At 57.5% G+C, this 25,029-nt stretch carries 25 protein-coding genes; 9 read left to right on the top strand and 16 right to left on the bottom strand.

What is annotated here, in order from left to right; translation table 11 throughout:
* Positions 1 to 170 precede the first annotated feature (170 nt).
* From CCX46_RS24330 to CCX46_RS24295, 8 genes are all read right to left on the bottom strand, one after another.
* Positions 171 to 905 carry an amino acid ABC transporter ATP-binding protein gene (locus CCX46_RS24330; RefSeq protein ID WP_007963947.1) on the bottom strand — a complete coding sequence of 245 codons (735 nt, stop codon included), beginning with the start codon at positions 903 to 905 and terminating at the stop codon, positions 171 to 173.
* Positions 902 to 1,573: an amino acid ABC transporter permease gene (locus CCX46_RS24325; RefSeq protein WP_003227756.1), complete on the bottom strand. Its 672-nt coding sequence runs from the start codon at positions 1,571 to 1,573 to the stop codon at positions 902 to 904. Before CCX46_RS24325 ends, CCX46_RS24330 begins: the two co-directional genes overlap by 4 nt.
* The gene (locus CCX46_RS24320) at positions 1,573 to 2,319 is read right to left on the bottom strand and encodes an amino acid ABC transporter permease (RefSeq protein ID WP_095048296.1); all 747 of its coding nucleotides are present in this window, start codon (positions 2,317 to 2,319) and stop codon (positions 1,573 to 1,575) included. The genes CCX46_RS24325 and CCX46_RS24320 overlap by 1 nt, the downstream gene beginning before the upstream one ends.
* 193 nt (positions 2,320 to 2,512) lie before the next feature.
* Positions 2,513 to 3,439, bottom strand: a complete 927-nt coding sequence (locus tag CCX46_RS24315; RefSeq protein WP_095048295.1) for a glutamate/aspartate ABC transporter substrate-binding protein — start codon at positions 3,437 to 3,439, stop codon at positions 2,513 to 2,515.
* A 520-nt stretch (positions 3,440 to 3,959) separates the two neighbouring features.
* Positions 3,960 to 5,498 (bottom strand): glycerol-3-phosphate dehydrogenase, encoded by a 1,539-nt coding sequence (gene glpD, locus CCX46_RS24310; protein WP_127929604.1) that lies wholly within the window; start codon positions 5,496 to 5,498, stop codon positions 3,960 to 3,962.
* Between the two features lie 295 nt (positions 5,499 to 5,793).
* A complete protein-coding gene (locus tag CCX46_RS24305; protein ID WP_007916700.1) occupies positions 5,794 to 6,549 on the bottom strand; it encodes a DeoR/GlpR family transcriptional regulator in 756 nt (251 codons plus the stop codon).
* A 238-nt stretch (positions 6,550 to 6,787) separates the two neighbouring features.
* Entirely contained in the window at positions 6,788 to 8,290 is a 1,503-nt protein-coding gene (glpK, locus tag CCX46_RS24300) for a glycerol kinase GlpK (RefSeq protein WP_110718865.1), read from the bottom strand.
* A gap of 77 nt (positions 8,291 to 8,367) precedes the next feature.
* Positions 8,368 to 9,219: an MIP/aquaporin family protein gene (locus CCX46_RS24295; protein ID WP_064391976.1), complete on the bottom strand. Its 852-nt coding sequence runs from the start codon at positions 9,217 to 9,219 to the stop codon at positions 8,368 to 8,370.
* 362 nt (positions 9,220 to 9,581) lie between these two features.
* Here CCX46_RS24295 and ybaK point away from each other — a divergent pair, with 362 nt between their 5' ends.
* Entirely contained in the window at positions 9,582 to 10,052 is a 471-nt protein-coding gene (gene ybaK / locus CCX46_RS24290) for a Cys-tRNA(Pro) deacylase (RefSeq protein WP_127929603.1), read from the top strand.
* Positions 10,053 to 10,147: 95 nt separating this feature from the next.
* Positions 10,148 to 10,930, top strand: coding sequence for a PhzF family phenazine biosynthesis protein (locus CCX46_RS24285; protein ID WP_127929602.1), 783 nt, complete (start codon positions 10,148 to 10,150; stop codon positions 10,928 to 10,930).
* Positions 10,931 to 11,046: 116 nt separating this feature from the next.
* On the opposite strand, the gene CCX46_RS24280 is transcribed toward CCX46_RS24285, so the two are convergent.
* Together CCX46_RS24280 and argF are read right to left on the bottom strand one after the other, a co-directional pair.
* Positions 11,047 to 12,156, bottom strand: coding sequence for an ABC transporter ATP-binding protein (locus CCX46_RS24280; RefSeq protein ID WP_127929601.1), 1,110 nt, complete (start codon positions 12,154 to 12,156; stop codon positions 11,047 to 11,049).
* On the bottom strand, positions 12,153 to 13,073 hold the full coding sequence (gene argF / locus CCX46_RS24275; RefSeq protein WP_127929600.1) for an ornithine carbamoyltransferase: 921 nt from the start codon (positions 13,071 to 13,073) through the stop codon (positions 12,153 to 12,155). Before argF ends, CCX46_RS24280 begins: the two co-directional genes overlap by 4 nt.
* 404 nt (positions 13,074 to 13,477) lie before the next feature.
* On the opposite strand from argF, the gene CCX46_RS24270 reads away from it, so the two are divergent.
* From CCX46_RS24270 to grxD, 3 genes are all read left to right on the top strand, one after another.
* Positions 13,478 to 13,768, top strand: coding sequence for a hypothetical protein (locus tag CCX46_RS24270; protein ID WP_007916677.1), 291 nt, complete (start codon positions 13,478 to 13,480; stop codon positions 13,766 to 13,768).
* A 134-nt stretch (positions 13,769 to 13,902) separates the two neighbouring features.
* Positions 13,903 to 16,008 (top strand): molybdopterin oxidoreductase family protein, encoded by a 2,106-nt coding sequence (locus CCX46_RS24265; RefSeq protein WP_127929599.1) that lies wholly within the window; start codon positions 13,903 to 13,905, stop codon positions 16,006 to 16,008.
* A gap of 97 nt (positions 16,009 to 16,105) precedes the next feature.
* Positions 16,106 to 16,447, top strand: coding sequence for a Grx4 family monothiol glutaredoxin (gene grxD, locus CCX46_RS24260; RefSeq protein WP_008079424.1), 342 nt, complete (start codon positions 16,106 to 16,108; stop codon positions 16,445 to 16,447).
* Positions 16,448 to 16,631: 184 nt separating this feature from the next.
* Here the strand turns inward: grxD and bfr are convergent, their stop codons facing one another.
* Positions 16,632 to 17,105 carry a bacterioferritin gene (bfr, locus tag CCX46_RS24255; protein ID WP_007916671.1) on the bottom strand — a complete coding sequence of 158 codons (474 nt, stop codon included), beginning with the start codon at positions 17,103 to 17,105 and terminating at the stop codon, positions 16,632 to 16,634.
* A gap of 201 nt (positions 17,106 to 17,306) precedes the next feature.
* Positions 17,307 to 17,525 (bottom strand): bacterioferritin-associated ferredoxin, encoded by a 219-nt coding sequence (locus CCX46_RS24250; RefSeq protein ID WP_003227725.1) that lies wholly within the window; start codon positions 17,523 to 17,525, stop codon positions 17,307 to 17,309.
* A 314-nt stretch (positions 17,526 to 17,839) separates the two neighbouring features.
* Here CCX46_RS24250 and CCX46_RS24245 point away from each other — a divergent pair, with 314 nt between their 5' ends.
* The gene (locus tag CCX46_RS24245; protein WP_003227723.1) at positions 17,840 to 18,442 is read left to right on the top strand and encodes a peroxiredoxin; all 603 of its coding nucleotides are present in this window, start codon (positions 17,840 to 17,842) and stop codon (positions 18,440 to 18,442) included.
* Positions 18,443 to 18,520: 78 nt separating this feature from the next.
* Here CCX46_RS24245 and rnt read toward each other — a convergent pair whose 3' ends face one another.
* Both rnt and pyrC read right to left on the bottom strand, forming a co-directional pair.
* Complete coding sequence (gene rnt / locus CCX46_RS24240; RefSeq protein ID WP_007916667.1) at positions 18,521 to 19,198, bottom strand: ribonuclease T; 678 nt, start codon at positions 19,196 to 19,198, stop codon at positions 18,521 to 18,523.
* Positions 19,195 to 20,241, bottom strand: a complete 1,047-nt coding sequence (gene pyrC / locus CCX46_RS24235; RefSeq protein WP_093430577.1) for a dihydroorotase — start codon at positions 20,239 to 20,241, stop codon at positions 19,195 to 19,197. Before pyrC ends, rnt begins: the two co-directional genes overlap by 4 nt.
* Positions 20,242 to 20,401: 160 nt before the next feature.
* On the opposite strand from pyrC, the gene CCX46_RS24230 reads away from it, so the two are divergent.
* Both CCX46_RS24230 and CCX46_RS24225 read left to right on the top strand, forming a co-directional pair.
* Positions 20,402 to 21,313, top strand: a complete 912-nt coding sequence (locus tag CCX46_RS24230; RefSeq protein ID WP_127929598.1) for a flagellar protein MotY — start codon at positions 20,402 to 20,404, stop codon at positions 21,311 to 21,313.
* Between the two features lie 129 nt (positions 21,314 to 21,442).
* Positions 21,443 to 22,660 (top strand): argininosuccinate synthase, encoded by a 1,218-nt coding sequence (locus CCX46_RS24225; RefSeq protein WP_007916658.1) that lies wholly within the window; start codon positions 21,443 to 21,445, stop codon positions 22,658 to 22,660.
* A gap of 133 nt (positions 22,661 to 22,793) precedes the next feature.
* Here CCX46_RS24225 and CCX46_RS24220 read toward each other — a convergent pair whose 3' ends face one another.
* A complete protein-coding gene (locus CCX46_RS24220; protein ID WP_127929597.1) occupies positions 22,794 to 23,510 on the bottom strand; it encodes a hypothetical protein in 717 nt (238 codons plus the stop codon).
* Between the two features lie 515 nt (positions 23,511 to 24,025).
* Here CCX46_RS24220 and CCX46_RS24215 point away from each other — a divergent pair.
* Positions 24,026 to 24,652, top strand: a complete 627-nt coding sequence (locus tag CCX46_RS24215; protein ID WP_007916656.1) for a response regulator transcription factor — start codon at positions 24,026 to 24,028, stop codon at positions 24,650 to 24,652.
* Positions 24,653 to 24,742: 90 nt separating this feature from the next.
* Here the strand turns inward: CCX46_RS24215 and CCX46_RS24210 are convergent, their stop codons facing one another.
* Positions 24,743 to 24,922, bottom strand: coding sequence for a PA3496 family putative envelope integrity protein (locus CCX46_RS24210; protein WP_127929596.1), 180 nt, complete (start codon positions 24,920 to 24,922; stop codon positions 24,743 to 24,745).
* Positions 24,923 to 25,029: the final 107 nt, after the last annotated feature.

Below are 25,029 nucleotides of genomic sequence, written 5' to 3'. Positions count from 1 at the left end.
GCCTTGGGTCAACCACCACACTTGTTGCGAGGGCAACGCCGGCCCTTGTGGGAGCGAGCCTGCTCGCGAAAGCGCACTGACATTCAACATCCAGGCTGAATGTAATGGCCTCTTCGCGAGCAGGCTCGCTCCCACAGGGAAGGAGTGATGCCCCGGCAGGTGTGTTGCTTTTAGTGCTGCAGGATTTTCTCGAGGAAGTGCTGCGCGCGTTCGGAGCGGGCGCTGATGTCACCGAAGAATTCCTCTTTCGGGCAGTCTTCGATGATCTTGCCGGCGTCCATGAAAATCACTCGATCCGCCACTTTACGGGCGAAGCCCATTTCGTGGGTTACGCACATCATGGTCATGCCTTCGTGGGCCAGTTGCACCATCACGTCGAGCACTTCGTTGACCATCTCCGGGTCGAGCGCCGAGGTCGGTTCGTCGAACAGCATGACGATCGGGTCCATTGCCAGCGCACGGGCAATCGCCACACGCTGTTGCTGACCACCGGACAGTTGCCCCGGGTGCTTGTGGGCGTGCGCCGACAGGCCGACGCGTTCGAGCAGCTGCAGACCTTTCTTGGTCGCCTCTTCCTTGCTGCGGCCCAACACCTTGATCTGCGCGATGGTCAGGTTTTCGGTGATGGTCAGGTGCGGGAACAGTTCGAAATGCTGGAACACCATGCCCACGCGCGAACGCAGTTTCGGCAGGTTGGTCTTCGAGTCGGCAATCGAGGTGCCGTCGACGACGATGTCGCCTTTCTGGAACGGCTCCAGCGCGTTGACGCACTTGATCAGGGTCGATTTGCCGGAACCCGACGGGCCGCAGACCACGATCACTTCGCCTTTTTTGACCTCGGTGCTGCAATCAGTCAGCACCTGGAAGTCGCCATACCACTTGTTGATGTTCTTGATAGAGATCATACGGCAAACCTTTTTTGCAGACGCTTGACCAGCAGCGAGGCGGAAAAGCTGATGATGAAGTAGACGACACCGGCGAAGATCAGGAACTCGTTGGAACGACCGATGATGTCGCCGCTGGAACGGGCGGAGTTAAGGAAGTCCACCAGGCCCACCGTGTAAACCAGCGAGGTGTCCTGGAACAGGATGATCGACTGTTGCAGCAGCAACGGGGTCATCTTGCGGAACGCCTGGGGCAGGATGATCAGACGCATGGTCTGGCCATAGGTCATGCCCATCGCTTGCGCGGCGGCCATCTGGCCTTTGGGGATCGACTGCACACCGGCCCGGACGATTTCGCAGAAGTACGCGGCTTCGAACATCATGAAGGCCACGACGCAGGAGGTGAAAGCGCCAATCGGGGTGTCTTCGCCGGTGATCCAGCGCAGCACGAACGGCACCGCCAGGTAGAACCAGGTGATCACCAACAGCAGCGGAATCGAACGGAAGTAGTTCACATAAGCGCCGGCCACGCGCGACAGCAGTTTGCTCGACGACAGGCGCATCAGCGCGAGGATCGTCCCCAGCACGATGCCGCCGACCACGCCCATGACCATCAACTGCAAGGTCATGACCATGCCGTTCCACAGGCCCGGGATAGCGGGGATGATGCCACTGAAATCGAAGTCCATTATTTACCCCCCACGGAGATCAGGCCGGGCACCGCGACTTTCTTCTCGACCATGCGCATCAGCAACATCAGGCTCATGTTCAGGGTGAAGTAGATCAGCGTGGCCAGGGTGAAGGCTTCAAACAGGTTGGCCGAGAATTCGGCGGTCTGTTTGGTTTGCGCCAGCAATTCCATCAAACCGATCAAGGACGCCACGGAGGAGTTCTTGAAGACGTTGAGGAATTCCGAGGTGAGCGGTGGAATGATGATGCGGTAGGCCTGGGGCAGCAGCACGTTCCAGTAGATCTGCGGCAGCTTGAAACCCATGGCGCGGGCGGCGGATTCCTGGCCGCGTGGCAGCGCCTGGATGCCGGTACGCACTTGTTCGCAGACGCGGGCAGCGGTGAACAGGCCCAGGCACACGACAACGCTCAGGTAAGCCGAGGTCGTCGGGTTGAGGTCCTGTTTGTACCAGTCCTGCAGGTTTTGCGGCAGCAGGTCGGGTACCAGGAAGTACCAGATGAACAGCTGAACCAGCAGCGGTACGTTACGGAACAGCTCGACGTAGCAGGTGGCGATGCCCGATACGATGCGGTTCGGCACCGTGCGCATGACCCCCAGTATGGAGCCCAGCAGCAAGGCGATGATCCACGCCACGATGGCGATGGCAATGGTCCAGCCCAAACCGGAGATGTACCAGTCGAGATAAGTCTCGCTGCCAACGCCGGTGGACTTGAAGAACACGCCCCAGTCCCAGTTGTAATTCATTAGGGTCTCCCCTCGAGATCGATCGATGTACAAGCACCCGCTTGGGGAAGATCCTTTCCCACCCGACGTTGAACGTCAGGCACACGCGATCGGCTCGAAAACCGCCAGGTCGAGTGTTCCACTGTATAGCCAGCAGGTAGTAACAGACGCCTGAGGGAGGGTGGCTCCCTCAGGAGATAAGGTTAGTCAGGAATCAGATTTTTACGTCAGGCGCCGGCTTGTCGCTCGGGTTGGCGATCAGATCTTTTACCTTGTCGCTCATCGGGAAGTTCAGGTTCAGGCCTTTTGGAGGAATCGGGCTCTCGAACCACTTGCTGTAGATCTTGTTGATCTCGCCCGACTTGTACAGGCCAACGATGGCGGCATCGACAGCCTTCTTGAAGGCCGGGTCGTCTTTGCGCACCATGCACGCGTAGGCTTCGAAGGACTGTGGCGTACCGGTGATGATCCAGTCAGTCGGTTTCTTGGCCTTGGCTTCTTCGCCGGCCAGCAGGGCGTCGTCCATCATGAAGGCTACGGCGCGGCCGCTTTCCAGCATGTTGAAGGATTCGCCGTGGTCTTTGGCGGAGATGATGTTCATGCCCATCTGCTTGTCGGCGTTCATCGCTTTGATGATGCGCTCGGACGTGGTGCCGGCGGTGGTCACGACGTTTTTGCCTTTCAGGTCGGCAAAGTCAGCGTAGGACGGCTTGCCATCCTTGTCTTTCTTGACCAGCAGACGGGTGCCGATTTCGAAGATGTTGACGGTGAAGTCGACTTGCTGGGCGCGTTCGGCGTTGTTGGTGGTCGAGCCGCACTCGATATCCGCGGTGCCGTTCTGGATCAGCGGGATACGGGTTTGCGAGGTGACCAGGTTGTACTTGACCTGCAGATCGGGCTTGTTCAGGTCTTTTTTCAGGGCTTCAACGATAGCCACCTGAATGTCGTGGGAGTAGCCCACTGGTTTGCCGGAAGCGTCTGCAATGTAGGAAAACGGAATAGAGCTGTCGCGGTGAGCGAGCGTGATGGTGCCCGAATCGTTGATTTTCTTCAGGGTGCCGGTGAGTTCGGCGGCGAAAACTGGCGTGCTGATCAGAGCGGCCGCAATGGCTGCGCCCAGGATATGGGGAACGATGCGCATCAAATTTTCCTCGAATTGTTTTTTTTATGGAGCCAGTTCGTCGGCCCTTTTGTGCTTCGAATGCCTGACGGCTCCTGAAGTGTTGGCGCAACAGGCATTCGTCGAGAGAGTGTAGAGCATGAGTCGTGCCAGACCAGTTGCTGTAGCTTAACTTGTTGATTTAGAAGAGTATTAAAGTTTTGTGATGGTGGTATTTGGCGTATCTGATCCGGTTTACCGAATTGACCGTCAAGTCGCGTTCGGAAATCCGAACGGCGAAAAGCCCCTCACCCTAACCCTCTCCCAGAGGGAGAGGGGACCGATCGCGTTGTTTGGGCAAGTTACGCCGACTTGGAATACCGAGTCGAACTCAGGATTTACAGAGCACCTCGATCGGCTCCCTTTCCCCTCTACCCCCTGGGGGAGAGGGCTGGGGTGAGGGGGAGAGATCTAACTGACACAATCAGGTTCAACAGAACCCACAAAACAAAAAGCCCCTGAATCTCTCAATTCAGGGGCTTTCGTTTAAGCGATGTTCACATCACGCCGCTTCGATCTTGCTACGGTTCTGTTCGACCTTACCCAAATACGCCGCAAGCTTCTCTTGCTCTGCCGGGGTAGTGAAAAGGCCCAGCTTACTACGACGCCACAGAATGTCATGCGCTGTGGTTGCCCACTCTTCGCTGCACAGGTAATCGACTTCACGGGTGTAGAGCCCGCCGCCAATGTGTTCGCCCATGTCGGCGAGGCTTTCCACGCCTTCGAGCATGCGCCACGTGCGGCTGCCGTAAGTGGTGGACCAGCGACGAGCGATCTCGGTCGGCACGAAGTCGAACTTGTCGCGGATCAGCGCGCTCAAGGCTTGCGGGGTGGTCATGTCTTCGCCGCCGGGCAGGGTGGCGGTGGCCGTCCAGCTCGGGCGCATCTGGGTGAAGAATGGCAGCAACTGCGCCATCGCCGATTCAGCGAGTTTGCGGTAGGTGGTCAGCTTGCCGCCGAACACCGACAACAGTGGTGCTTCTTCAGTGTTGCCCGACAAGGCCAGGGTGTAATCACGGGTGACGGCCGACGGGTTGTCGGATTCGTCGTTGCACAGTGGGCGTACGCCCGAGTAACTGTGCTGGATGTCGTCACGGCTGATCTGCTGCTTGAAGTGGGCGTTGACCACTTTCAACAGGTAATCGGTTTCGCCATCGGTGATGGCCACTTTCGCCGGATCACCGGTGTACTCGCGGTCGGTGGTGCCGATCAGGGTGAAGTGGTTGAGGTACGGAATGGTGAAAACGATGCGCTGATCTTCGTTTTGCAGAATGTGCGCGTGATCACCTTCGTACAGTTTCGGCACGATGATGTGGCTGCCCTGAATCAGACGGATGCCGTACGGCGATTCCATCTTCAGGTCGTCACGGATGAACTTGGCAACCCATGGGCCAGCGGCGTTCACCAGTGCTTTGGCGGTGATCGAAAACAGGCTGCCGTCGGCACGTTCCAGGTTCAGGTGCCACAGGCCTTTGGCACGACGGGCGCTGACGCAACGGGTCTGAGTGTGCACGTGGGCGCCTTTTTCGCGGGCGGCCATGGCGTTGAGTACCACGAGGCGGGCGTCGTCGACCCAGCAGTCGGAGTATTCGAAGCCTTTCTTGATTTCGCTTTTCAGCGCGCTGTCGGCACCAAACTTGAGGCTTTTCGAACCTGGCAGTTTTTCGCGCTTGCCGAGGTTGTCATAGAGGAACAGGCCAGCCCGGATCATCCACGCCGGGCGCAGGTGCGGACGGTGTGGCAGCACGAAGCGCATCGGTTTGACGATGTGCGGCGCCTTGGCCAGCAGCACTTCGCGCTCGGCCAGCGCTTCACGCACCAGACGGAATTCGTAATGTTCGAGGTAGCGCAGACCACCGTGGATCAGCTTGCTGCTGGCCGACGAAGTGTGGCTGGCCAGATCGTCCTTTTCGCAAAGGAACACCGAAAGCCCGCGACCGGCGGCATCCGCTGCGATCCCCACGCCATTGATCCCGCCGCCGATAACGGCGATGTCATAGATCTCGGAGATTGGGGGCGTACGCAAGGTAGAGGTGGACATCGGCTGGCCTCGGGTTCTTTTGATTTTCTATATTGGAAATCGAACATGAATGTTCATTTGCGAAAATGGTAGCCCATAAAGACGCGCGCAGCCAGTCGCATTCGATTGAAAAAACTCATCGAAGAGCAGGGAAAGGAAAATTTTCGAACATCAAATGCGCGCAAGGGCGCAGAAGACGTGTTGTTTGATCGATTGTTTTCGCGAGCAGGCTCGCTCCCACGGTTTGAAATGCATTCCAATGTGGGAGCGAGCCTGCTCGCGAAGGCGTCAATACAGAAAATGAATAGAAGGGAGGTTAAACGACTTCCAGGCGAATCTTGTGCTGGCTCAACAACTGCGCCAGCGCCGGCACCGGTTGCTGATCGGTCACCAGGCAATCAATCAGACTGATCGGCCCCAGCCGGATCATCGCATTGCGCCCGAACTTGCTCGAGTCCGCTGCCAGAATCACCTGTCGCGCATTGGCGATGATCGCCTGGGAAACCCGCACTTCCTGATAATCAAAATCCAGCAGGCTGCCGTCTTCATCAATACCGCTAATCCCGACCAGCGCAAAGTCAACCTTGAACTGATTGATGAAGTCCACACTCGCCTGACCGACAACACCGCCGTCACGACGCACATTGCCGCCAGTCAGCAACACATCGAAATCATCCTTGGCACTGAGCATCGACGCGACGTGCAGGTTGTTGGTGATGATTTTCAGGTGATTGTGATTGAGCAGGGCGCGGGCAATCGACTCGGTGGTCGTGCCGATATTGATGAACAGCGAAGCGTGATCGGGGATCTGTGCAGCGATGGCTTCACCGATGCGTTGTTTTTCATCGCGCATCTGGTCGGCGCGCATCGCATAGGCGGTGTTTTCGACACTGGAATCATAGGCGGCACCACCATGGTAGCGACGCAGCAGATTGGCTTCCGCGAGCTGGTTGATGTCGCGGCGGATGGTTTGCGGGGTAACAACGAACAGCGTGGCCATTTCCTCGATGCTCACATAGCCGCGTTCGCGGACCAGCTCGAGGATTTGCTGCTGACGGGGAGGCAGATTCATGGGGCTTCCTTTGGGCTGCCGTGCAAAATTTGCCCATGATGACGCAGGAATCCGCTCCCTACCAGTTTCCAAACAACGTGAAAGCTACTGCGCTCGGCCATCCTGCGTTAAAAACAGGCTCGGACTGCTCATTTACAAACCCGTAAACTCCGCGTCCTCGCCTGTTTTTGCCTTGGCTTGCCTTCGCTCGCTACGCTTTCACGCTGTTTGGACCGCTTTAACCAGTCCTAAGGTTGGCTTATTCAGCGTCTTCACGCGCCCAGTCACGGGTGCGGCTGACGGCTTTTTTCCAGCCCTTGTACAGCTTCTCTTTCTCGGTTTCGTCGAGGCTCGGCTCGAACTCGCGCTCGATCACCGCTTTACCGCGCAGTTCGTCCAGGCTGCCCCAGAAACCGCACGCCAGACCGGCCAGATACGCCGCGCCGAGTGCGGTGGTTTCGCGCATTTGCGGGCGCTCGACCTGCGTGCCGAGGATGTCGGCCTGGAACTGCATGAGGAAGTTGTTCGCCACCGCACCGCCATCCACACGCAGGGCTTTGAGGCGTTCGCCGGAGTCCTGTTGCATGGCGTCGAGCACGTCGCGGGTCTGGTAGGCGATCGATTCCAGTGCGGCGCGGATGATGTGATCGACGCGAACACCGCGCGTCAGGCCGAACAGCGCGCCACGGGCATACGGGTCCCAGTACGGAGCGCCCAGACCGGTAAACGCCGGCACCAGGTACACACCGTTGCTGTCCTTCACTTTATTGGCGAAGTATTCGGTGTCGTGGGCGTCGTTGATGATTTTCAGTTCATCACGCAGCCATTGCACGGTGGAACCGCCGTTGAACACCGCACCTTCCAGCGCATAAGCGACTTCGCCACGCGGGCCGCAAGCGATGGTGGTGAGCATGCCGTGCTGGGATTTCACCGCTTTGTCGCCGGTGTTCATCAGCAGGAAGCAGCCAGTGCCGTAGGTATTTTTCGCCTGACCTGGTTCCACGCACATCTGGCCGAACAGTGCCGCTTGCTGGTCGCCGGCGATACCGCCGATGGCGATGCCGCTCTTGGTGCGACCGTAGATTTCCGAAGAAGCCTTCACTTCCGGGAGCATTTCGCGCGGGATGTCGAGGATCTCCAGCATCTTCGAATCCCACTCCAGCGAGTGAATGTTGAAGAGCATGGTGCGCGAGGCGTTGGTGTAGTCGGTGACGTGGACCTTGCCGCCAGTGAATTTCCAGATCAGCCAGCTATCGACGGTGCCGAACAGCAGTTCGCCGTTGCGTGCACGCTCGCGGCTGCCTTCGACGTTGTCGAGGATCCACTTCAGTTTGGTGCCGGAGAAGTATGGGTCGGTAACCAGGCCGGTGTTGTCGCGGATGTACTCTTCGTGGCCATCGCGCTTGAGCTGCTGGCAGATCTCGGTGCTGCGGCGGCACTGCCAGACGATGGCGTTGTACACCGGGCGGCCGGTGGTCTTGTCCCAGACTACGGTGGTTTCGCGCTGGTTGGTGATACCGATGGCGGCGACCTGATCGTGATGCAGACCGGCCTGAGCCAGCGCTTCAACCATCACCGCGCTCTGGGTGGCGAAGATTTCCATCGGGTCATGTTCGACCCAACCGGCCTGTGGGTAATGCTGAGCGAATTCGCGCTGCGCGGTGCAGACCACGTTCGCATCGCGGTCGAAAATGATCGCGCGGGAGCTGGTCGTACCCTGATCGAGGGCAATGATGTAGTTCTTATTCTGAATGTCGGTCATGTCGATTGCCTTGGACGAAATAAGGGAGAGTGGGCCGTGGCGCAGGCTCTATAGGGCAGGAGCCGGCGCCGACTGTTTCAAGAAGTTCTTGGTTTGCCGTCAATGGCCGGTTCTGCATCCTTTGTAGCAGGTGTGGCGCCGGTCAGGTGACGGGCGATGAGCCCGCGATACCCGGCAGCGCCGAGGCAGGCACCGACAATCGGTGCAAAAATCGGAATCAGGAAGTACGGAATATCGCGACCGCCAGTGAAGGAAATTTCACCCCAGCCGGTGAAGAAAGTCATCAGCTTTGGACCGAAATCGCGTGCCGGGTTCATCGCGAAACCGGTCAGCGGGCCCATCGAGCTACCGATCACCGCGATCAGCAAGCCGATCAGCAGCGGTGCCAATGGGCCTTTCGGCAGACCGTTGTTGTCGTCGGTCAGCGACATGATCACGCCCATCAGAATCGCGGTGATGATCATCTCGACCAGGAACGCCTGAGCAGTCGACAGAACGGGATTCGGGAAGGTCGAAAACACCGAGGCCAACTCAAGGCTGGCGGCCGAGCCACGGACCATTTGATGAGTTTGTTCGTAATCGAAGAACAGGTTGCTGTACAGCGTGTAAACCAACAGCGCGCCGCAGAAGGCGCCAGCGATCTGCGACAGAATATAGAACGGCAGTTTGCGCTTCTCGAAGTCGGCGAAGATCGCCAGGGCGATGCTCACGGCCGGGTTCAGGTGCGCGCCGGAAACCCCGGCAGTGAGGTAGATCGCCATGCTCACGCCGACGCCCCAGATGATGCTGATTTCCCACAGGCCAAAGCTGGCGCCCGCGACTTTGAGCGCGGCGACACAACCGGTGCCGAAAAAGATCAGCAGTGCAGTACCTAGAAACTCGGCCATGCATTGGCTCGAAAGCGTTGGTTGCTGTAAAGCAGTTGTCATTGAAAACCTCGGTTTTTGTTGTTGTCTGGCGTCTTGCCGATAGGGCAGGGCGCGATTTTCCCCGGTCAGGAATCCCCATTCCTTTCCCGGTTTACTGCTGGGTGCTGCGATGACGATAATTCTTACATTATTCAGATTCGAAAAAATATAGACAAGAAACAAACCTGTCAAAGGTCGAAAGTGAACCATCGGTCACAATAAAACTATTCGTTGTGTGAATGATCCTCTGCCGTCGCTGCAGTGCCGTGCACTCGAAAAGTCTGTAAGCCACGGGAATCGTGGCTTGGGATAGAGCCTTTTAGAGGCTGATCACCTAGAATCCGACGCAGCATTTTTCTGTCACTGCCGAGCCTGGAGCTGCCATGACCCCTGCGTTGGACTTGTTGAAAAAAGTTCGTGCCGAACATCGCGTGCACAGTTACGAACATGACCCCAAGGCCGCATCCTATGGGCTGGAGGCCGCGGAAAAACTGGCGCTGGAGCCAGCGCAGGTGTTTAAAACCTTGTTGGCGGCCAGCGAAAAAGGCGAGTTGCTGGTGGCGGTGGTGCCGGTCGTCGGAAGCCTCGACCTCAAAGGTCTGGCGCATGCCGCGGGGGTGAAAAAAGCCGAGATGGCTGACCCGGCAGCCGCACAACGCTCCACCGGTTATCTGTTGGGTGGCATCAGCCCGTTGGGGCAGAAGAAGCGCCTGCGTACCTTTATTGATGACTCGGCTCAGGGTTTTGCGACTATTTATGTCAGCGCCGGTCGGCGAGGCCTGGAGGTGGAACTGGCACCCGCCGTGCTCGCCGAACATACCCAGGCGAAATTTGCCGATATCGGCCGCACGTGACCGTTATCGCTGTATGCAGAAAATTGGCCGGTTCTGTCACTGGCGCTGATCGCCTCGTGGTTGCATGCTCTGCCGACTGACTTAGGGAGAAGGTTATGCAGCTCGAGTTTCATCAGGTCGATGCGTTCAGTGATCGGCCGTTCAGTGGCAATCCGGCGATGGTCTATCGGCTGGATGCCTGGCTTGCGGATGAGCTGATGCAGAAGATCGCCGCCGAGCACAATCTGGCGGAAACTGCGTTTCTGGTGCGTGAGGGATCGGCCTGGCATATCCGCTGGTTCACCCCGACTACTGAAGTGCCACTGTGCGGCCACGCCACGCTGGCCAGCGCTTATGTGCTGTTCGAAATTGACAAGGAAAGCGCCGGGCGTATCGACTTTACCTGTCAATCCGGCCCGCTGAGCGTCACGCGGGAAGGTGATCGGTTGTGGCTGGATTTCCCGTCGATCATGCCGTCTGAGATTGGTGTGACTGTCGACGTTGAGCGGGCGCTGGGTGTCGAAGCGGTTGATGTGCTCGGCTCCAACGAACTGTTTGTGGTACTGGAATCGGAGCAGGCCGTGCTCGATTGCAAGCCGGACATGGTGGCGTTGGCCAAGCTGCCGTGGCTGGGCGCTATCGTCACGGCGCGGGGTAATCAGCACGACTTCGTCTCGCGCTATTTTGCGCCGGCGATTGGCATCAATGAAGATCCGGTGACCGGGTCGACGCATTGCAGCCTGATCCCGTATTGGTCCAAGCGTCTGGGCAAATCGAGCCTGACCGCTTGCCAGCGCTCGGCGCGGGGCGGGGAGTTGTTTTGTCGGCTGGAAGGCGAGCGAGTGAAGATTGGCGGCAATGCGACGCTGGTTGCCAGCGGCACCTTGATCCTGGGTTAACGCAAAACCCTGTAGGAGTGAGCCTGCTCGCGATAGCGATACATCCGTCACAGATGATTTGACTGATGCACCGCTATCGCGAGCAGGCTCACTCCTACAGTGGGATCCGGTGTTGGTCAGAGGGCAGTGCTGTAGCGGCGGACGCCGTTTTCCACTGCCGGGATCTGCGCAGCGGTGCTGCCAGATGCCTGGAACAATACGAGGTGTTCAGCCGCAACCCGAATCCCCACTTCCGCACCGACATGGTGATCAGCATGACTCGGGAAAATCGATTCCAGCTGCGCGCCTGTCGGCAATTGCAGACGATACAGCGTCGACGCCCCAAGGAAGGTCTTGCCGACAATCCGCGCTTTCAACCCACTGTCCGGCGCATAAACAATGTCATCCGGACGCAGCAACACATCCACAGCCCCGCCAATCGGCCAGGTATAAGCCCGATTGCCACGCAACTCACCCAGTTCGGTCTGCACCGATTCCGGGCTGCCGAGCTGGCCGCGAATGAAGTAACCCTGACCGATGAAGCTGGCCACGTACGGCGTTGCCGGTTCGTGATACAGGTTGTACGGCGTGTCCCACTGCTCCAGTCGACCTTCCTTGAATACACCGACGTGATCGCTGACGGCGAAGGCTTCTTCCTGGTCGTGGGTCACCAGAATTGCGCTGGTGCCACGGGCCTTGAGAATGTCGCGCACCTCATGGCTGAGCTTGCGGCGCAGTTCGCCATCAAGGTTGGAGAACGGCTCGTCGAGCAGCAGTAATTGCGGCTCCGGCGCCAAGGCACGGGCGAGGGCGACACGCTGTTGCTGGCCGCCGGACAATTCGTGCGGGAAGCGCTTGCCGAGGTTCTTCAGGTTGACCAGTTCCAGCAGTTCTTCGGTCACGCGTTCCTTGTTCGGATGCTTGCGAATGCCGAAGGCAATGTTGTCGGCAACGCTCAGGTGCGGAAACAGCGCGTAGTCCTGGAACACCATGCCGATCCGGCGTTTCTCCGGCGCCAGGGTGAAGCCGGCGCTGGAGATGGTTTCGCCACCGAGGGTGATTTCACCTTCGTGCACCGGTTCGAAACCGGCGATGGCGCGCAGGGTCGTGGTCTTGCCGCAGCCGGACGAACCGAGCAGGCAGCCGATGTCACCGGCATTAAGGTGCAGATTAAGGTTCTGCACCACACGTTGATCTTGGTAGCCGCAAGCGAGGTTGCGCAGGTTCAGCAGTAGTTCATGGCTCATGCGTGGTGATATGCCGGTTCAACGAGGAACTCGAGCAGGGCCTTCTGTGCGTGGAGACGGTTTTCTGCCTGATCCCAGGCGACGGAGCGCGGGTCATCAAGCAGGTCGAGGCTGATTTCCTCGCCACGGTGCGCAGGCAAACAATGCATGAACAGCACGTCCTCGGCAGCGAGGTCGAGCAAAGCACGGTTGACCTGGAACGGGGCGAACAGCTTGAGGCGCTTGGCAGTTTCCTCTTCCTGACCCATCGAAGTCCAGACGTCGGTGCTCACCAGATGCGCGCCACGCACGGCGTCTTGCGGATCGCGAACGATGGTCACGCGATCGCCGGCCTTGGCGACGAACTCAGGGTTGGGCTCGTAGCCTTGCGGGCAAGCGATGCGCAACTGGAAGTCGAACTGCATCGCTGCTTCTATATAGCTGTTGCACATGTTGTTGCCGTCGCCGATCCAGGCCACGGTTTTGCCCTGAATCGAGCCACGGTGTTCAAGGAATGTCTGCATGTCGGCCAGCAGCTGACACGGGTGCAGATCATCGGACAGGCCGTTGATCACCGGTACGCGCGAGTTGGCCGCAAATTCGGTCAAGGTGCTGTGGGCAAAGGTACGGATCATCACCGCATCGAGCATGCTCGACATGACGATGGCGCAGTCGCCGATCGGCTCGCCACGACCCAGTTGGGTGTCACGCGGCGAGAGGAAGATCGCCTGGCCGCCGAGCTGGATCATGCCGGCCTCGAAGGAGATACGGGTACGGGTCGAGGACTTCTCGAAGATCATGCCCAGTACACGGTTTTTCAGAGGCTCGAACAGTACGCCGCGGTTACGCAGGTCCTTGAGCTCAACGCCTCGACGGATCACGCTGACCAGCTCTTCGGGCGTGCAATCCATCAGGGAGAGAAAGTGCCTTGCGCTCATCATTGACTACCTTTTTGCTACAAACCGCAGATGCTCAAAGCCTTGTTTAACGGAACAACGGGCGAGACCTGCGGCGTAAGCCGCACGGGGCGACGAAATAGGGGAAGGCGCGATATTGACACTAAATGTCGCGTTTTTCCAATAGGCTACAGTTTTTGCGGAAATCGAAGGGCGCACTGAATGTTGCAGTCGCGCATTTGAAGCCGGGTTCAGGGCAGCAGCGAGTCCCTTTGTACACTGGCCTCGCGGGGCTTGGCAATGCGGCGTGGCGGGGATCGTGTCGCTTGGGTCGGTTTACGACCGTGGCGCCATGCCATCATTTGGTCGGATGCTCAGGTTGAAACATTTGCTAAAGCAAAGTGCTGGGTTATAAATAAGTTTCGAGCGACGCAGGAAGCCTCCGCATGGAATCGAAAGAAAAACTGTTAATGGAATTGCTGGGCCACACGGCTCGCTCTCTGACCCACCTCACCGCGTCGGTGACCTCAATGTCGTTCGAACTGCTGCGCAGCGAAGACGAAGTCGTCAAGAGCGCCGGCCGCCACATGATCGATCGCATGGCAACGATTAGCGCCGGGCTCGACGAACACTGGCGATTGATCGGCGAACTCACCGGCGTTCACGTCGCCCACGAGCAGATCGAAACCATCCAGGAAATCCAGCTGGCAGCTCCTCCGCAGCTTCCATCGAGTTGAGCGCGGCGGTCTATCGGCGCACCTGATAGGCGCCGATTCACAAGACGAACGTCGCTGGCGCTGCTTCATCACTCGGGCCATAGTTTTGTTCCCGCGGGTGTCATTACCCGCCCAGAACAAGACAGAGACTGGCCATGACCAAGACTCTCCATCACCGTGCCTGCCACCTGTGTGAGGCCATTTGCGGTCTGACCATCGAGACCACCGAAACCGATGGCAATGTCGCGATCACCTCGATCAAGGGCGATGCGCTCGACACCTTCAGTCGTGGCCACATCTGCCCCAAAGCCGTGGCGCTGCAAGATATCCAGAACGATCCGGATCGCCTGCGTCAGCCAATGCGCCGTGTGGGCAGCGAATGGCTGCCGATCGAGTGGGACGAAGCGTTTGCGCTGGTGGCCGAGAAGCTGGCGGCGATTCAGGAGCGTCATGGCCAGAACGCCGTGGCGGTCTATCAGGGCAACCCGAGCGTGCACAACTACGGGCTGATGACCCACAGCAATTACTTCCTCGGTTTGCTGAAGACGCGCAATCGCTTTTCGGCGACCTCGGTCGATCAGTTGCCGCACCACCTGAGCAGTTACCTGATGTACGGCCACGGCTTGCTGCTGCCGATTCCGGACATCGATCACACCGATTTCATGTTGATCCTCGGTGGTAATCCGCTGGCCTCCAACGGCAGCATCATGACCGTGCCGGATGTCGAAAAACGTTTAAAAGCTATTCAAGCTCGCGGTGGTAAGGTCGTGGTGGTCGATCCACGGCGAAGCGAGACGGCGGCGATGGCTGATCAGCATCTGTTCGTGCGTCCGGGAGGGGATGCCGCGTTGTTGTTTGGCGTGCTTAATACGCTGTTCAGTGAAGGCCTGACCCGCGACAGTCATTTGCCGGTCGATGGGCTCGAGGCCGTGCGCGGGGCGGTAGCGTCGTTCACCGCTGAAGCCATGAGCCCGTTGTGCGCCGTGCCTGCCGAACAGATCCGTCAACTGGCCCGCGACTTCGCTGCCGCGCCGAGTGCGGTTTGCTACGGCCGCATGGGGGTTTCAACCCAGGCCTTTGGCACGCTGTGCCACTGGGTGGTGCAGTTGATCAATCTGGTCACCGGCAATCTCGACCGGGTAGGCGGCGCGTTATGCACCGAACCCGCCGTGGACCTGGTGGCATCGACCTCGGGCGGGCATTTCAACAAATGGCAAAGCCGTGTCTCGGGTCGTCCTGAATACGGCGGAGAGTTGCCGGTCTCGGCGCTGGCCGAAGAAATGCTCACCGAAGGCGAGGGTCAGATCCGTGCGCTGATCACTGTGGCCGGCAATCCGGTGTTGTCGACGCCGAACGGGCGGCAACTGGAACAAGCGCTGGACGGCCTGGAGTTCATGGTCAGCATTGACCTCTACATCAACGAAACCACGCGTTACGCCGACTTGATCCTGCCGTCGACCTCGGCGCTGGAGAATGATCACTACGACACCACGTTTAACCTGTTCGCGGTACGTAACGTGACTCGCTTCAATCGTGCAATTCTCGCCAAGCCTGAAGGCGCGCTGCATGACTGGGAGATTTTTGTTGGCCTGGCCAAGGCCTTTGCCGAGAAGACCGGTAAAGAGCTGAAGCCGACCATGCCGCCGGCGAAGATGATCGACATGGGCTTGCGCATGGGCCTGTACGGTGACGCCTCCGAGCAGAAACTCTCGTTGGCGACGCTGTTCGATCATCCCCATGGTATTGATCTGGGGGCGTTGAAAGCGAATCTGGCCTCGCGCCTGAAAACACCGAACCAACATGTGCAGGCTGCGCCGCCAGAGATTCTCGCTGACCTCGTACGCTTCGCCGCGTTGCAGGCGCCCGCTGCAGATGAACTGTTGATGATTGGCCGTCGCCACGTACGCAGCAACAATTCGTGGATGCACAACTATCACCGTCTGGTGAAAGGCAAGCCGCGCCATCAGTTGCTGATGCACCCGGACGATCTTGCCAGCCGCGGGCTCAACGATGGTCAATGGGTGCGCGTCAGTTCGCGGGTCGGGCAAATCGAAGTCGAAGTGCTCGGCAGCCTCGACATGATGAGAGGTGTGGTCAGCCTGCCGCATGGCTGGGGTCATGCACGGCCAGGCGTGCAGATGGCGATTGCGAGTAGTCAGCCGGGCTCGAGCGCGAATGACCTGACTGATGAATGTCAGCTCGACGAGTTGTCCGGCAATGCGGCGTTGAATGGCGTGCCGGTGACGGTGGCGGCGGCTTGAGCATGACTGTCGGGGAGACCGAGCATGGCGCTCGGGATTCCGTTACAATGCGTCACCGTGCCGACCCATGAGTCGGAAAGTTCAGCCGAGGTGCTCCATGGATATCATCGAAACGATTAAAGAGCAGATTGCCAACAACACCATTCTGCTTTACATGAAAGGCTCGCCGAATGCCCCGCAGTGCGGCTTCTCTGCGAAAGCTGCACAGGCTGTGATGGCGTGTGGCGAAAAGTTTGCGTACGTGGACATCCTGCAGAACCCGGAAATCCGCGCCAACCTGCCTAAATACGCCAACTGGCCGACTTTCCCGCAACTATGGGTCGGCGGTGAGCTGGTCGGCGGTAGCGACATCATGACCGAGATGGCTGCAGACGGTTCGCTGCAAAGCACCATCAAGTCGGCTGTTGAAGCGGCAGCGGCGAACAAGTCCGAAGCCTGATTGACCAGGTTTCATGCGACAGCTGCTGGTGTAGGAGCTGTCGAGTGAAACGAGGCTGCGATCTTTTGATCTCCAGCCAATAAAAAGCCCCGCCACTCGAAAGAGGGCGGGGCTTTTTAGTGCGTTCGAAAAGTTACTGCAAGTTGCCGGTGCAATCTGAAAAGATCGCAGCCTTCGGCAGCTCCTACTCTTCGCCCATCTGCGATTGCAGATAGTTCTCAAGACCGACTTTATCGATCAGGCCCAGTTGGGTTTCGAGCCAGTCGATATGTTCTTCTTCGGATTCGAGAATGTCTTCAAGCAGTTCACGGCTACCGAAGTCACCGACGGTCTCGCAATGCGCGATCGCGGTCTTCAGGTCAGCGTGGCCGGTCTTCTCGATACGCAGGTCGCACTCCAGCATTTCCTTGGTGTGCTCGCCGATGTGCAGCTTGCCCAGATCCTGCACGTTCGGCAGGCCTTCGAGGAACAGGATGCGCTTGATCAGCTTGTCCGCGTGCTTCATTTCGTCGATGGATTCTTTGTATTCGTGCTTGCCGAGCTTGTTCAGACCCCAATCTTCATACATGCGCGCATGCAGGAAGTACTGATTGATCGCGACCAGCTCATTGGCAAGGATCTTGTTGAGATGCTGGATGACTGTAATGTCGCCTTTCATGATCGGAGTCCTGCCCTGTAATAGCTGTATATAAGGCGGAGTTTGAGCTTCGTACTTATAAGTGTCAAACCTAAGTTATTGAATAATATATGAAAATTAATCGGAATAAGAATGTTTGTGTTCCGCGTCTGGAGCCTAAGCAATTGATTTACAGGCATAAAAAAACCGGACATAAGTCCGGTTCTTTGAAATGGGGTGTTATTACGCAGCAGTAAATTCTACCGGATAGGGGATCGCGGCCTGAGCGGTTTGCAGCTTGGTCAGGGTTTCGCGTACGACTTCCTTCGCAAGGCAGGCACATTTGCCGCATTGGCTGGCGACGCCGGTGGCCTGGCGGACTTCTTTATAGCTGCAGCAACCTTCATAGATCGCTTCGCGGATCTGTCCGTCGGTGACGCCAGTGCAGAGACAAACATACATAAGTGAGAACCGTCGCTGGTTGTGACTCAATTGCGATGGATCTTAATGTTAACGAGAATGATTGTCAAAGTGCTTTCGGAAGGCTTTAGCCGATTGAGCGCGGTGACTGACGAACGGTGATTACTGGCGATTTGCCTGGCCCCGTAAATGCAGCGCCGTTCTGCGCCTGCTTTAAAAAACCGTTAAGGACAGGCCAAATTCGCAGTGTATGATGGTCGGCCCTTGCGAAGGGGGTTCGTGTCACAGGGCTGTCGCCTGAGGGTGGCAGGCTGGCGCGAACCCTGAACTTCAAGTTTTTACACCAGGAGATATCAATGAGCGTACTCGTAGGCAAACAAGCCCCTGACTTCACCGTCCCGGCCGTACTCGGCAATGGCGAGATCGTTGACAGCTTCACCCTGTCCTCGGCCATCAAAGGCAAATACGGCCTGGTGTTCTTCTACCCACTGGACTTCACCTTCGTCTGCCCTTCCGAGCTGATCGCTCTGGACAACCGCATGGCTGACTTCAAGGCACGCAACGTTGAAGTGATCGCTGTGTCGATCGACTCGCACTTCACTCACAACGCATGGCGCAACACTCCAGTGAACAATGGCGGTATCGGCCAGGTGAAATACACCATGGCTGCCGACATGAAGCACGACATCGCCAAGGCTTACGACGTTGAATCCGAAGGCGGCGTGGCTTTCCGTGGCGCGTTCCTGATCGACGACAAAGGCGTTGTCCGCTCGCAGATCATCAACGACCTGCCGCTGGGCCGTAACATGGAAGAGCTGATCCGTCTGGTCGACGCTCTGCAATTCCACGAAGAGCACGGCGAAGTCTGCCCTGCCAACTGGAAAAAAGGCGACAAAGGCATGAACGCTTCGCCAGAAGGCGTTGCTGCCTACCTGACCGAGAACGCTGCTGCCCTGTAAGGCGCAACGTCGAGGTAAAAAAAAACCGGCCCCTGTGGCCGGTTTTTTCATGTGCGGGATTTACCCGACGATCATCAATCAATCGTCGAAATCTTCCCAGCCGCCCATCTGTTTCCAGCGGTTGACGATGCCACAGAATAGCTCAGCGGTTTTCTCGGTGTCGTAACGCGCCGAGTGCGCTTCACGACCGTCGAAATCGATGTCGGCGGCCTGGCAGGCTTTCGCCAGTACGGTTTGACCGTATGCCAGACCGGCCAGTGTCGCGGTATCGAAGCTGGAGAACGGGTGGAACGGGTTGCGCTTCATGTCCAGACGCGCAACGGCCGCGTTGAGGAAGCCAAGATCGAAGCTGCTGTTGTGGCCAACCAGAATCGCGCGTTTGCAGCCATTGGCCTTCAACGCTTTGCGAATGCCACGGAAGATGTCGGTCAGTGCGGTTTCTTCGCTGACGGCCATGCGCAGCGGGTGATCGAGCTTGATCCCGGTGAACTCCAGCGCTGCCGCTTCAATGTTGGCGCCTTCGAACGGCTCAACGCGGAAGAAGTAGGTGTGATCCGGGTAAACGAAACCCTTTTCATCCATGGCGATGGTGGTCGCGGCAATCTCCAGCAACGCATCGGTGGCCGAGTTGAAGCCACCGGTTTCTACGTCGACGACTACCGGCAGGTAGCCGCGAAAGCGTGCTGCCATTGGGTGACGGGAACCGCCACCACCACTTTGACCGTCCAGTTCGTCGTCGAAATGGTCTTCACTCACGCGTGTTCCTCCAGCAGGCGCCAGCGCAGTTTTTCACCGGCGCGCAGCGGGATAACGGTCAGCTCGCCAAACGGCAGGCTGGTTGGGGCGGTCCATTCTTCACGAACCAGGGTGATGCGATCGGTGTTCGCCGGCAGGCCGTAGAAACGCGGGCCGTTGAGGCTGGCGAAGGCTTCGAGCTTGTCCAGCGCGTTACGCTGTTCGAAGGCTTCGGCGTACATCTCGATGGCGGCGTACGCGGTGTAGCAACCGGCGCAACCGCAGGCGGCTTCCTTCGCATGCTGGGCGTGCGGCGCCGAATCGGTGCCGAGGAAGAACTTCGCGCTGCCACTGGTGGCGGCGTCGAGCAGGGCTTCCTGGTGCGTATTGCGCTTGAGGATCGGCAGGCAATAGAAGTGCGGCCGAATCCCGCCGACCAGCATGTGGTTGCGGTTGTAGAGCAGGTGATGCGCGGTGATGGTCGCGCCAACGTTGGCCGAAGCCTCGTTGACGAACTGCACGGCGTCGCCGGTGGTGATGTGTTCAAACACCACTTTCAGCGTCGGAAAACGCTCGACCACGCGGCGCATGTGCTCATCGATAAAGATCTTTTCGCGGTCGAACACGTCGACGTCGCCACGGGTAACTTCACCGTGGATCAACAGCGGCATGCCGACTTCGGCCATGGCTTCCAGCGCCGGAAAAATCTTGTCGATGCTGGTTACCCCGGAATCGGAGTTGGTGGTCGCGCCAGCCGGGTACAGCTTGGCGGCGTGCACAAAACCGCTGGCCTTGGCCTCACGGATTTCTTCGGGCTGGGTGCGGTCGGTGAGGTACAGCACCATCAGCGGCTCGAAGCGACTGCCGGCCGGGCGGGCAGCGAGAATCCGCTGGCGATAGCCGTCGGCTTCAGCGGCGTTGCGCACCGGAGGTACCAGGTTGGGCATGATGATGGCGCGGCCAAAGGTGCGCGCAACATCGGCAACGGTATTGGTCAACACGGCACCATCGCGAAGATGAATGTGCCAGTCGTCGGGACGCAGCAGGGTCAGGCGGTCGGACATGAGGGGATTCCAGGCGGGTCAAACTGAGGCGAATGCTACCGGAAAAGACTCTTGCAGGCACTCGCTATCAAGTTTTGCCGGAACCTTCCGATATCCCGTAGGTATGCCGTAAACATAGTGTGAATCGGTCTTTGTGTTTCAGAAGCCAATGGAGCCTCCCGTGCGCCAGCGTTATTTAGCCTTGCTCAGTGTGTTTGCCAGCCTTCCCGCGATGGCGCTCACGTACCAGACCCGTCTGGAGAACATTGAGTGGACGGTCGCCGGCGACAAGTTCGAATGTCGTCTGACCCAGCCGATCACTGATTTCGGCTCGGGTGAGTTCGTGCGCAAGGCCGGTGAGCAGGCGATATTTCGTCTGAATGCCTACAACGCCATGCTTGGCGGCGGTTCAGCGACCTTGCTCGCGGCGGCGGCGCCTTGGCAGCCGGGCCGTGGCGACATCAACCTGGGCAGCGTCAGGCTCGGCAGCGGCAACGTATTGTTCAACAGCTCGCAGTCTCAGGCCGGTGGTCTGATCAGTGGCCTGCTGGACGGCCGTAGCCCGGTTGTACGCCGTGCCTCGGGCGACGGCCGCGTCTCGGAAGTTCGCTTGCTGCCGGTCAAATTCAGCAAAGCCTTCAACGATTACCAGACGTGTGTAGCGAAATTGCTGCCGCAGAATTTTGACCAGATCAAACAGTCGCAGATCGGCTTCCCCGGCGAGGGCGTTGACCTCGACGCCGCCGCCAAGGCCAGGCTGCAAGTAATGCTCGAATTCATGAAGGCTGATCCGACGGTCAATCACATCGAACTCGACGGCCATTCCGACAACAGTGGCAATCGCCTGACCAACCGCGAACTGTCGCGCCGCCGCGCGCTGGCTGTCGTCGACTTCTTCAAGGCCAATGGTATTCAGGAATCGCAGATCACCGTGCGTTTCCACGGCGAGCAATATCCCATTGTGCCGAACACCAATGCGGCTAATCGCGCGAAGAACCGTCGGGTCAATGTGAAACTGGCGCGCGTGGCGCCGGTCAGCCCCGCGCCTGCGCCTCAAGCGAGCACACCAGCCAGCACTGCAGCGACTTCCTGACCCGCCGGTCATCGTCGCGCTCTCGACAGATTCTGTCGCTTTGTCGTCTTAAGCTGTCGCGCCTCTGTAAATTATCGCGTTTGAGCGGTAGACTCCTCGGCTTTCCGTAGAACCCCGTGGAGTGATGGCATGGCGGACGTAAACAAGGTCGTTCTGGCGTATTCCGGCGGCCTGGACACTTCGGTGATCCTCAAGTGGCTGCAGGATACTTATAACTGTGAAGTGGTGACCTTCACCGCTGATCTCGGTCAAGGCGAAGAGGTCGAGCCGGCCCGCGCCAAGGCTCAGGCCATGGGCGTCAAAGAAATCTACATCGACGATCTGCGCGAAGAGTTCGTGCGTGATTTCGTGTTCCCGATGTTCCGCGCCAACACCGTTTACGAAGGTGAGTACCTGCTGGGTACTTCCATCGCACGTCCGCTGATCGCCAAACGTCTGATCGAAATCGCCAACGAAACCGGCGCTGACGCCATTTCCCATGGCGCCACCGGCAAGGGCAACGACCAGGTGCGTTTCGAACTGGGTGCCTACGCACTCAAGCCAGGCGTAAAAGTCATTGCACCATGGCGTGAGTGGGACCTGCTGTCCCGCGAGAAGCTGATGGACTACGCCGAGAAGCACGCGATCCCGATCGAGCGTCACGGCAAGAAGAAGTCCCCGTACTCGATGGACGCCAACCTGCTGCACATCTCCTATGAAGGCGGCGTGCTGGAAGACACCTGGACCGAGCACGAAGAAGACATGTGGAAATGGACCGTCTCCCCGGAGAACGCTCCTGACAAAGCGCAATACCTGGAACTGACCTACCGCAATGGCGACATCGTTGCACTGGACGGCGTCGAAATGACTCCGGCCACCGTGCTGGCGACGCTGAACAAGATCGGTGGTGCTCACGGTATCGGCCGTCTCGACATCGTCGAGAACCGTTATGTCGGCATGAAGTCCCGTGGTTGCTACGAAACCCCGGGCGGCACCATCATGCTGCGCGCTCACCGCGCCATCGAATCGATCACCCTGGACCGCGAAGTCGCTCACCTCAAAGACGAGCTGATGCCGAAATACGCCAGCCTGATCTACACCGGTTACTGGTGGAGCCCTGAGCGTCTGATGCTGCAGCAGATGATCGACGCTTCGCAGGTCAACGTGAACGGCGTTGTGCGCCTGAAGTTGTACAAAGGCAACGTGATCGTCACTGGCCGCAAGTCCGACGATTCGCTGTTCGATTCCAACATCGCGACCTTCGAAGAAGACGGCGGGGCTTACAACCAGGCCGACGCGGCGGGCTTCATCAAGCTCAACGCGCTGCGCATGCGCATTGCTGCCAACAAGGGCCGCAAGCTGTTCTGAGTGTTACAGACTGACGCGCAATGAAAAGGGCGGCCTTGTCATCGAGACAAGGTCGCCCTTTTTGCATGATTCTTTGTCTGGATCTGATCAAGCCATGTTTCTGGTCTTCGCGCTTGTCGCCGAGACTCATCGTTCATGTCCGTACCATCAGCGTCACTGCTTGTGAACACAGGTTATAGACGATAAAGAGCGTCTTGCCTGAGCCCTTTTTTACCTGCTTGCTTTGCTGCACTGCGTTTTTCGTCAGTAAAACATCCGATACGTGATTGGAAAGGAAGACGACTACCCGGGCAGTTTTCCTGTCAAGGTTTCGGATTTTTTCCAGAATCGTCGCCAGCTCCCTCGCTTCATCGACATCCCTCGCATCAATGAGGTGCAGGTTACTGACCCATGCAGGTAACTGAATGTTGTGCTGAACAATCAGGTTCGGCTTTGTGTTGATGTCCGACGGTGGGTCAGGTGCGTTGTGGATTCTGCACGCGTCTTGCCGTTCGACAGTGCTTGACTCACTCGGCACGATACAACTTGATACGCCAAATGCACCTTGCATGGCAGGCTCCTGGGACGAGGCGTGTCGTTTGTTTTCGCGATCATTGTTATCGATTACTTTTAGAAAGTTTTTGTCTTTGCCGAAGTCGGAGGGTGAGTAGAGGGAACGGTAGTTGAAGTTTAGTGTAATAAAGAAAAGAAATAACAAGTAAAACGGAAAGCTGATCAAAAACCACACGTATATTTCCCGGTCCTTATTATCAAGAAACGGTAACGAGATCGCGGCTGATGTTTCCGAAATGGCGGCAAATATGGCAATGACTGTCATTGGGTTGGTGATTTTGCTTTTTATTTTCAACATGCTTTGGCTCTTCTGTCTGGTCTTTCTCATAGTTGCTGTATTAGTAGGTGTCGAGTTTTTGTTTGGTAGTTGTTTTCCGAGATGTTTATTTTTATAGCAAAAACAATGGGTCAGGTATAAATATCTTGTTTCAGGTGTTTATATTCTGGCTGAGAGGGTGTGTTGTTCTCGAGCTGATATTTCCTGATGTTTCTAAGTTGAATCAGTGTCGCTAGCGTCCGCCGATTCGAGCCTGTTCAGCGCGGCTCAGGTGTTATCGATCGCAGTGGCGAGGCACGATTTCAGTCCTGCTGGAAGTAACCTGTAACAATGTAAATAGGCCAATATTGCCGAGTGCGAAGGAGGCGATGACGTCGGATTTTTAGATGGATAGCGATTTTTTGTAGGATTAATCCGCAATGACTGTAGGGCATGTCTTTCGATGCAAGTGCATGATTATCCTGGCATGCCATAGAGCAAGTGGCTGGGCTATTGTGCGTGTTCTAAAAATTCGAACAGCGAAACTGGACTTGCCCATGAATAAAGTGCTGATCGTGGATGATCACCCTGTCATTCGTCTTGCGGTGCGTATGCTAATGGAACGTCATGGCTACGAAGTCATCGCAGAGACTGATAACGGTGTGGATGCGTTACAACTGGCTCGAGAACAAATGCCGGATATTGTTATTCTGGATATTGGGATACCGAAACTTGATGGTCTGGAAGTTATTGCGCGACTGACTTCGACGGCCATGCCTATTAAAGTCCTGGTATTGACTTCACAGGCTCCCGGGCATTTTTCAATGCGCTGCATGCAGTCGGGGGCGGCCGGCTATGTCTGTAAACAGCAGGACCTGACCGAATTGCTCAGTGCGATCAAGGCGGTATTGTCGGGCTACAGTTATTTCCCCAATCAGGCTTTGCATACGGTGCGAACCAGTTTGGGTAATGCCAGTGAGGCCGACATGGTAGATCGTCTGTCCGGTCGGGAAATGATGGTGTTGCAGCAGTTGGCTCGGGGAAAGACCAATAAGGAAATCGCCGATGGCATGTTTTTGAGCAACAAAACCGTAAGCACCTACAAGACCCGCTTGTTGTTGAAGCTCAATGCACGTTCCCTGGTTGATCTGATCGAGTTGGCGCAGCGCAATGGTCTGGTCTGAATGCCTGTAGTAGCTGACAGGGTCATGGGCCGATCGAATCCAGCTAGCTGCAGAAAGTAAAAAGCCTCCGGTTCAGGAGGCTTTCAAGTATCAGAGATCAAAATCGTAATCGGCCAATTGCCTTTGCAGTCGGCGCTCCTCGAGCAGGTTATCGATGGTTCGGCGCTTGCTCAGGTTGGTCTTGGCGACCTCGACCACTGGTTCTGCGTCATCGGTTTCAACGGGAGTAAAGTCGTCCTCTACGTCCAATTGCTCTTTATCGGTACTCATAAGGTTAACTCCCGGCTAAGACTGCCTTTGGCGCCCCTTATATCGATATTCCTGCGGTGGGTAAAAAAGATTTTTTCAATCGACTTATCAATTATTCCAATAGCCGG

It is taken from the genome of Pseudomonas sp. RU47, from assembly GCF_004011755.1.
Classification (GTDB): Bacteria; Pseudomonadota; Gammaproteobacteria; order Pseudomonadales; family Pseudomonadaceae; genus Aquipseudomonas.
This window is presented reverse-complemented; position numbering and strand designations above follow the sequence as displayed.

Excerpts from the sequence above, each read along its gene's own strand:
- CCX46_RS24215 (WP_007916656.1), top strand. The coding sequence starts at position 24,026 with ATGAATAAAGTGCTGATCGTGGATGATCACCCTGTCATTCGTCTTGCG.
- CCX46_RS24330 (WP_007963947.1), bottom strand. The coding sequence starts at position 905 with ATGATCTCTATCAAGAACATCAACAAGTGGTATGGCGACTTCCAGGTG.
- CCX46_RS24265 (WP_127929599.1), top strand. The coding sequence starts at position 13,903 with ATGACCAAGACTCTCCATCACCGTGCCTGCCACCTGTGTGAGGCCATT.
- pyrC (WP_093430577.1), bottom strand. The coding sequence starts at position 20,241 with ATGTCCGACCGCCTGACCCTGCTGCGTCCCGACGACTGGCACATTCAT.
- CCX46_RS24210 (WP_127929596.1), bottom strand. The coding sequence starts at position 24,922 with ATGAGTACCGATAAAGAGCAATTGGACGTAGAGGACGACTTTACTCCC.
- grxD (WP_008079424.1), top strand. The coding sequence starts at position 16,106 with ATGGATATCATCGAAACGATTAAAGAGCAGATTGCCAACAACACCATT.
- CCX46_RS24295 (WP_064391976.1), bottom strand. The coding sequence starts at position 9,219 with ATGACAACTGCTTTACAGCAACCAACGCTTTCGAGCCAATGCATGGCC.
- glpD (WP_127929604.1), bottom strand. The coding sequence starts at position 5,498 with ATGTCCACCTCTACCTTGCGTACGCCCCCAATCTCCGAGATCTATGAC.
- argF (WP_127929600.1), bottom strand. The coding sequence starts at position 13,073 with ATGAGCGCAAGGCACTTTCTCTCCCTGATGGATTGCACGCCCGAAGAG.
- glpK (WP_110718865.1), bottom strand. The coding sequence starts at position 8,290 with ATGACCGACATTCAGAATAAGAACTACATCATTGCCCTCGATCAGGGT.
- CCX46_RS24325 (WP_003227756.1), bottom strand. The coding sequence starts at position 1,573 with ATGGACTTCGATTTCAGTGGCATCATCCCCGCTATCCCGGGCCTGTGG.
- CCX46_RS24285 (WP_127929602.1), top strand. The coding sequence starts at position 10,148 with ATGCAGCTCGAGTTTCATCAGGTCGATGCGTTCAGTGATCGGCCGTTC.
- CCX46_RS24315 (WP_095048295.1), bottom strand. The coding sequence starts at position 3,439 with ATGCGCATCGTTCCCCATATCCTGGGCGCAGCCATTGCGGCCGCTCTG.
- CCX46_RS24320 (WP_095048296.1), bottom strand. The coding sequence starts at position 2,319 with ATGAATTACAACTGGGACTGGGGCGTGTTCTTCAAGTCCACCGGCGTT.
- CCX46_RS24305 (WP_007916700.1), bottom strand. The coding sequence starts at position 6,549 with ATGAATCTGCCTCCCCGTCAGCAGCAAATCCTCGAGCTGGTCCGCGAA.
- ybaK (WP_127929603.1), top strand. The coding sequence starts at position 9,582 with ATGACCCCTGCGTTGGACTTGTTGAAAAAAGTTCGTGCCGAACATCGC.
- CCX46_RS24225 (WP_007916658.1), top strand. The coding sequence starts at position 21,443 with ATGGCGGACGTAAACAAGGTCGTTCTGGCGTATTCCGGCGGCCTGGAC.
- CCX46_RS24280 (WP_127929601.1), bottom strand. The coding sequence starts at position 12,156 with ATGAGCCATGAACTACTGCTGAACCTGCGCAACCTCGCTTGCGGCTAC.
- CCX46_RS24250 (WP_003227725.1), bottom strand. The coding sequence starts at position 17,525 with ATGTATGTTTGTCTCTGCACTGGCGTCACCGACGGACAGATCCGCGAA.
- CCX46_RS24270 (WP_007916677.1), top strand. The coding sequence starts at position 13,478 with ATGGAATCGAAAGAAAAACTGTTAATGGAATTGCTGGGCCACACGGCT.
- CCX46_RS24220 (WP_127929597.1), bottom strand. The coding sequence starts at position 23,510 with ATGTTGAAAATAAAAAGCAAAATCACCAACCCAATGACAGTCATTGCC.
- CCX46_RS24245 (WP_003227723.1), top strand. The coding sequence starts at position 17,840 with ATGAGCGTACTCGTAGGCAAACAAGCCCCTGACTTCACCGTCCCGGCC.
- bfr (WP_007916671.1), bottom strand. The coding sequence starts at position 17,105 with ATGAAAGGCGACATTACAGTCATCCAGCATCTCAACAAGATCCTTGCC.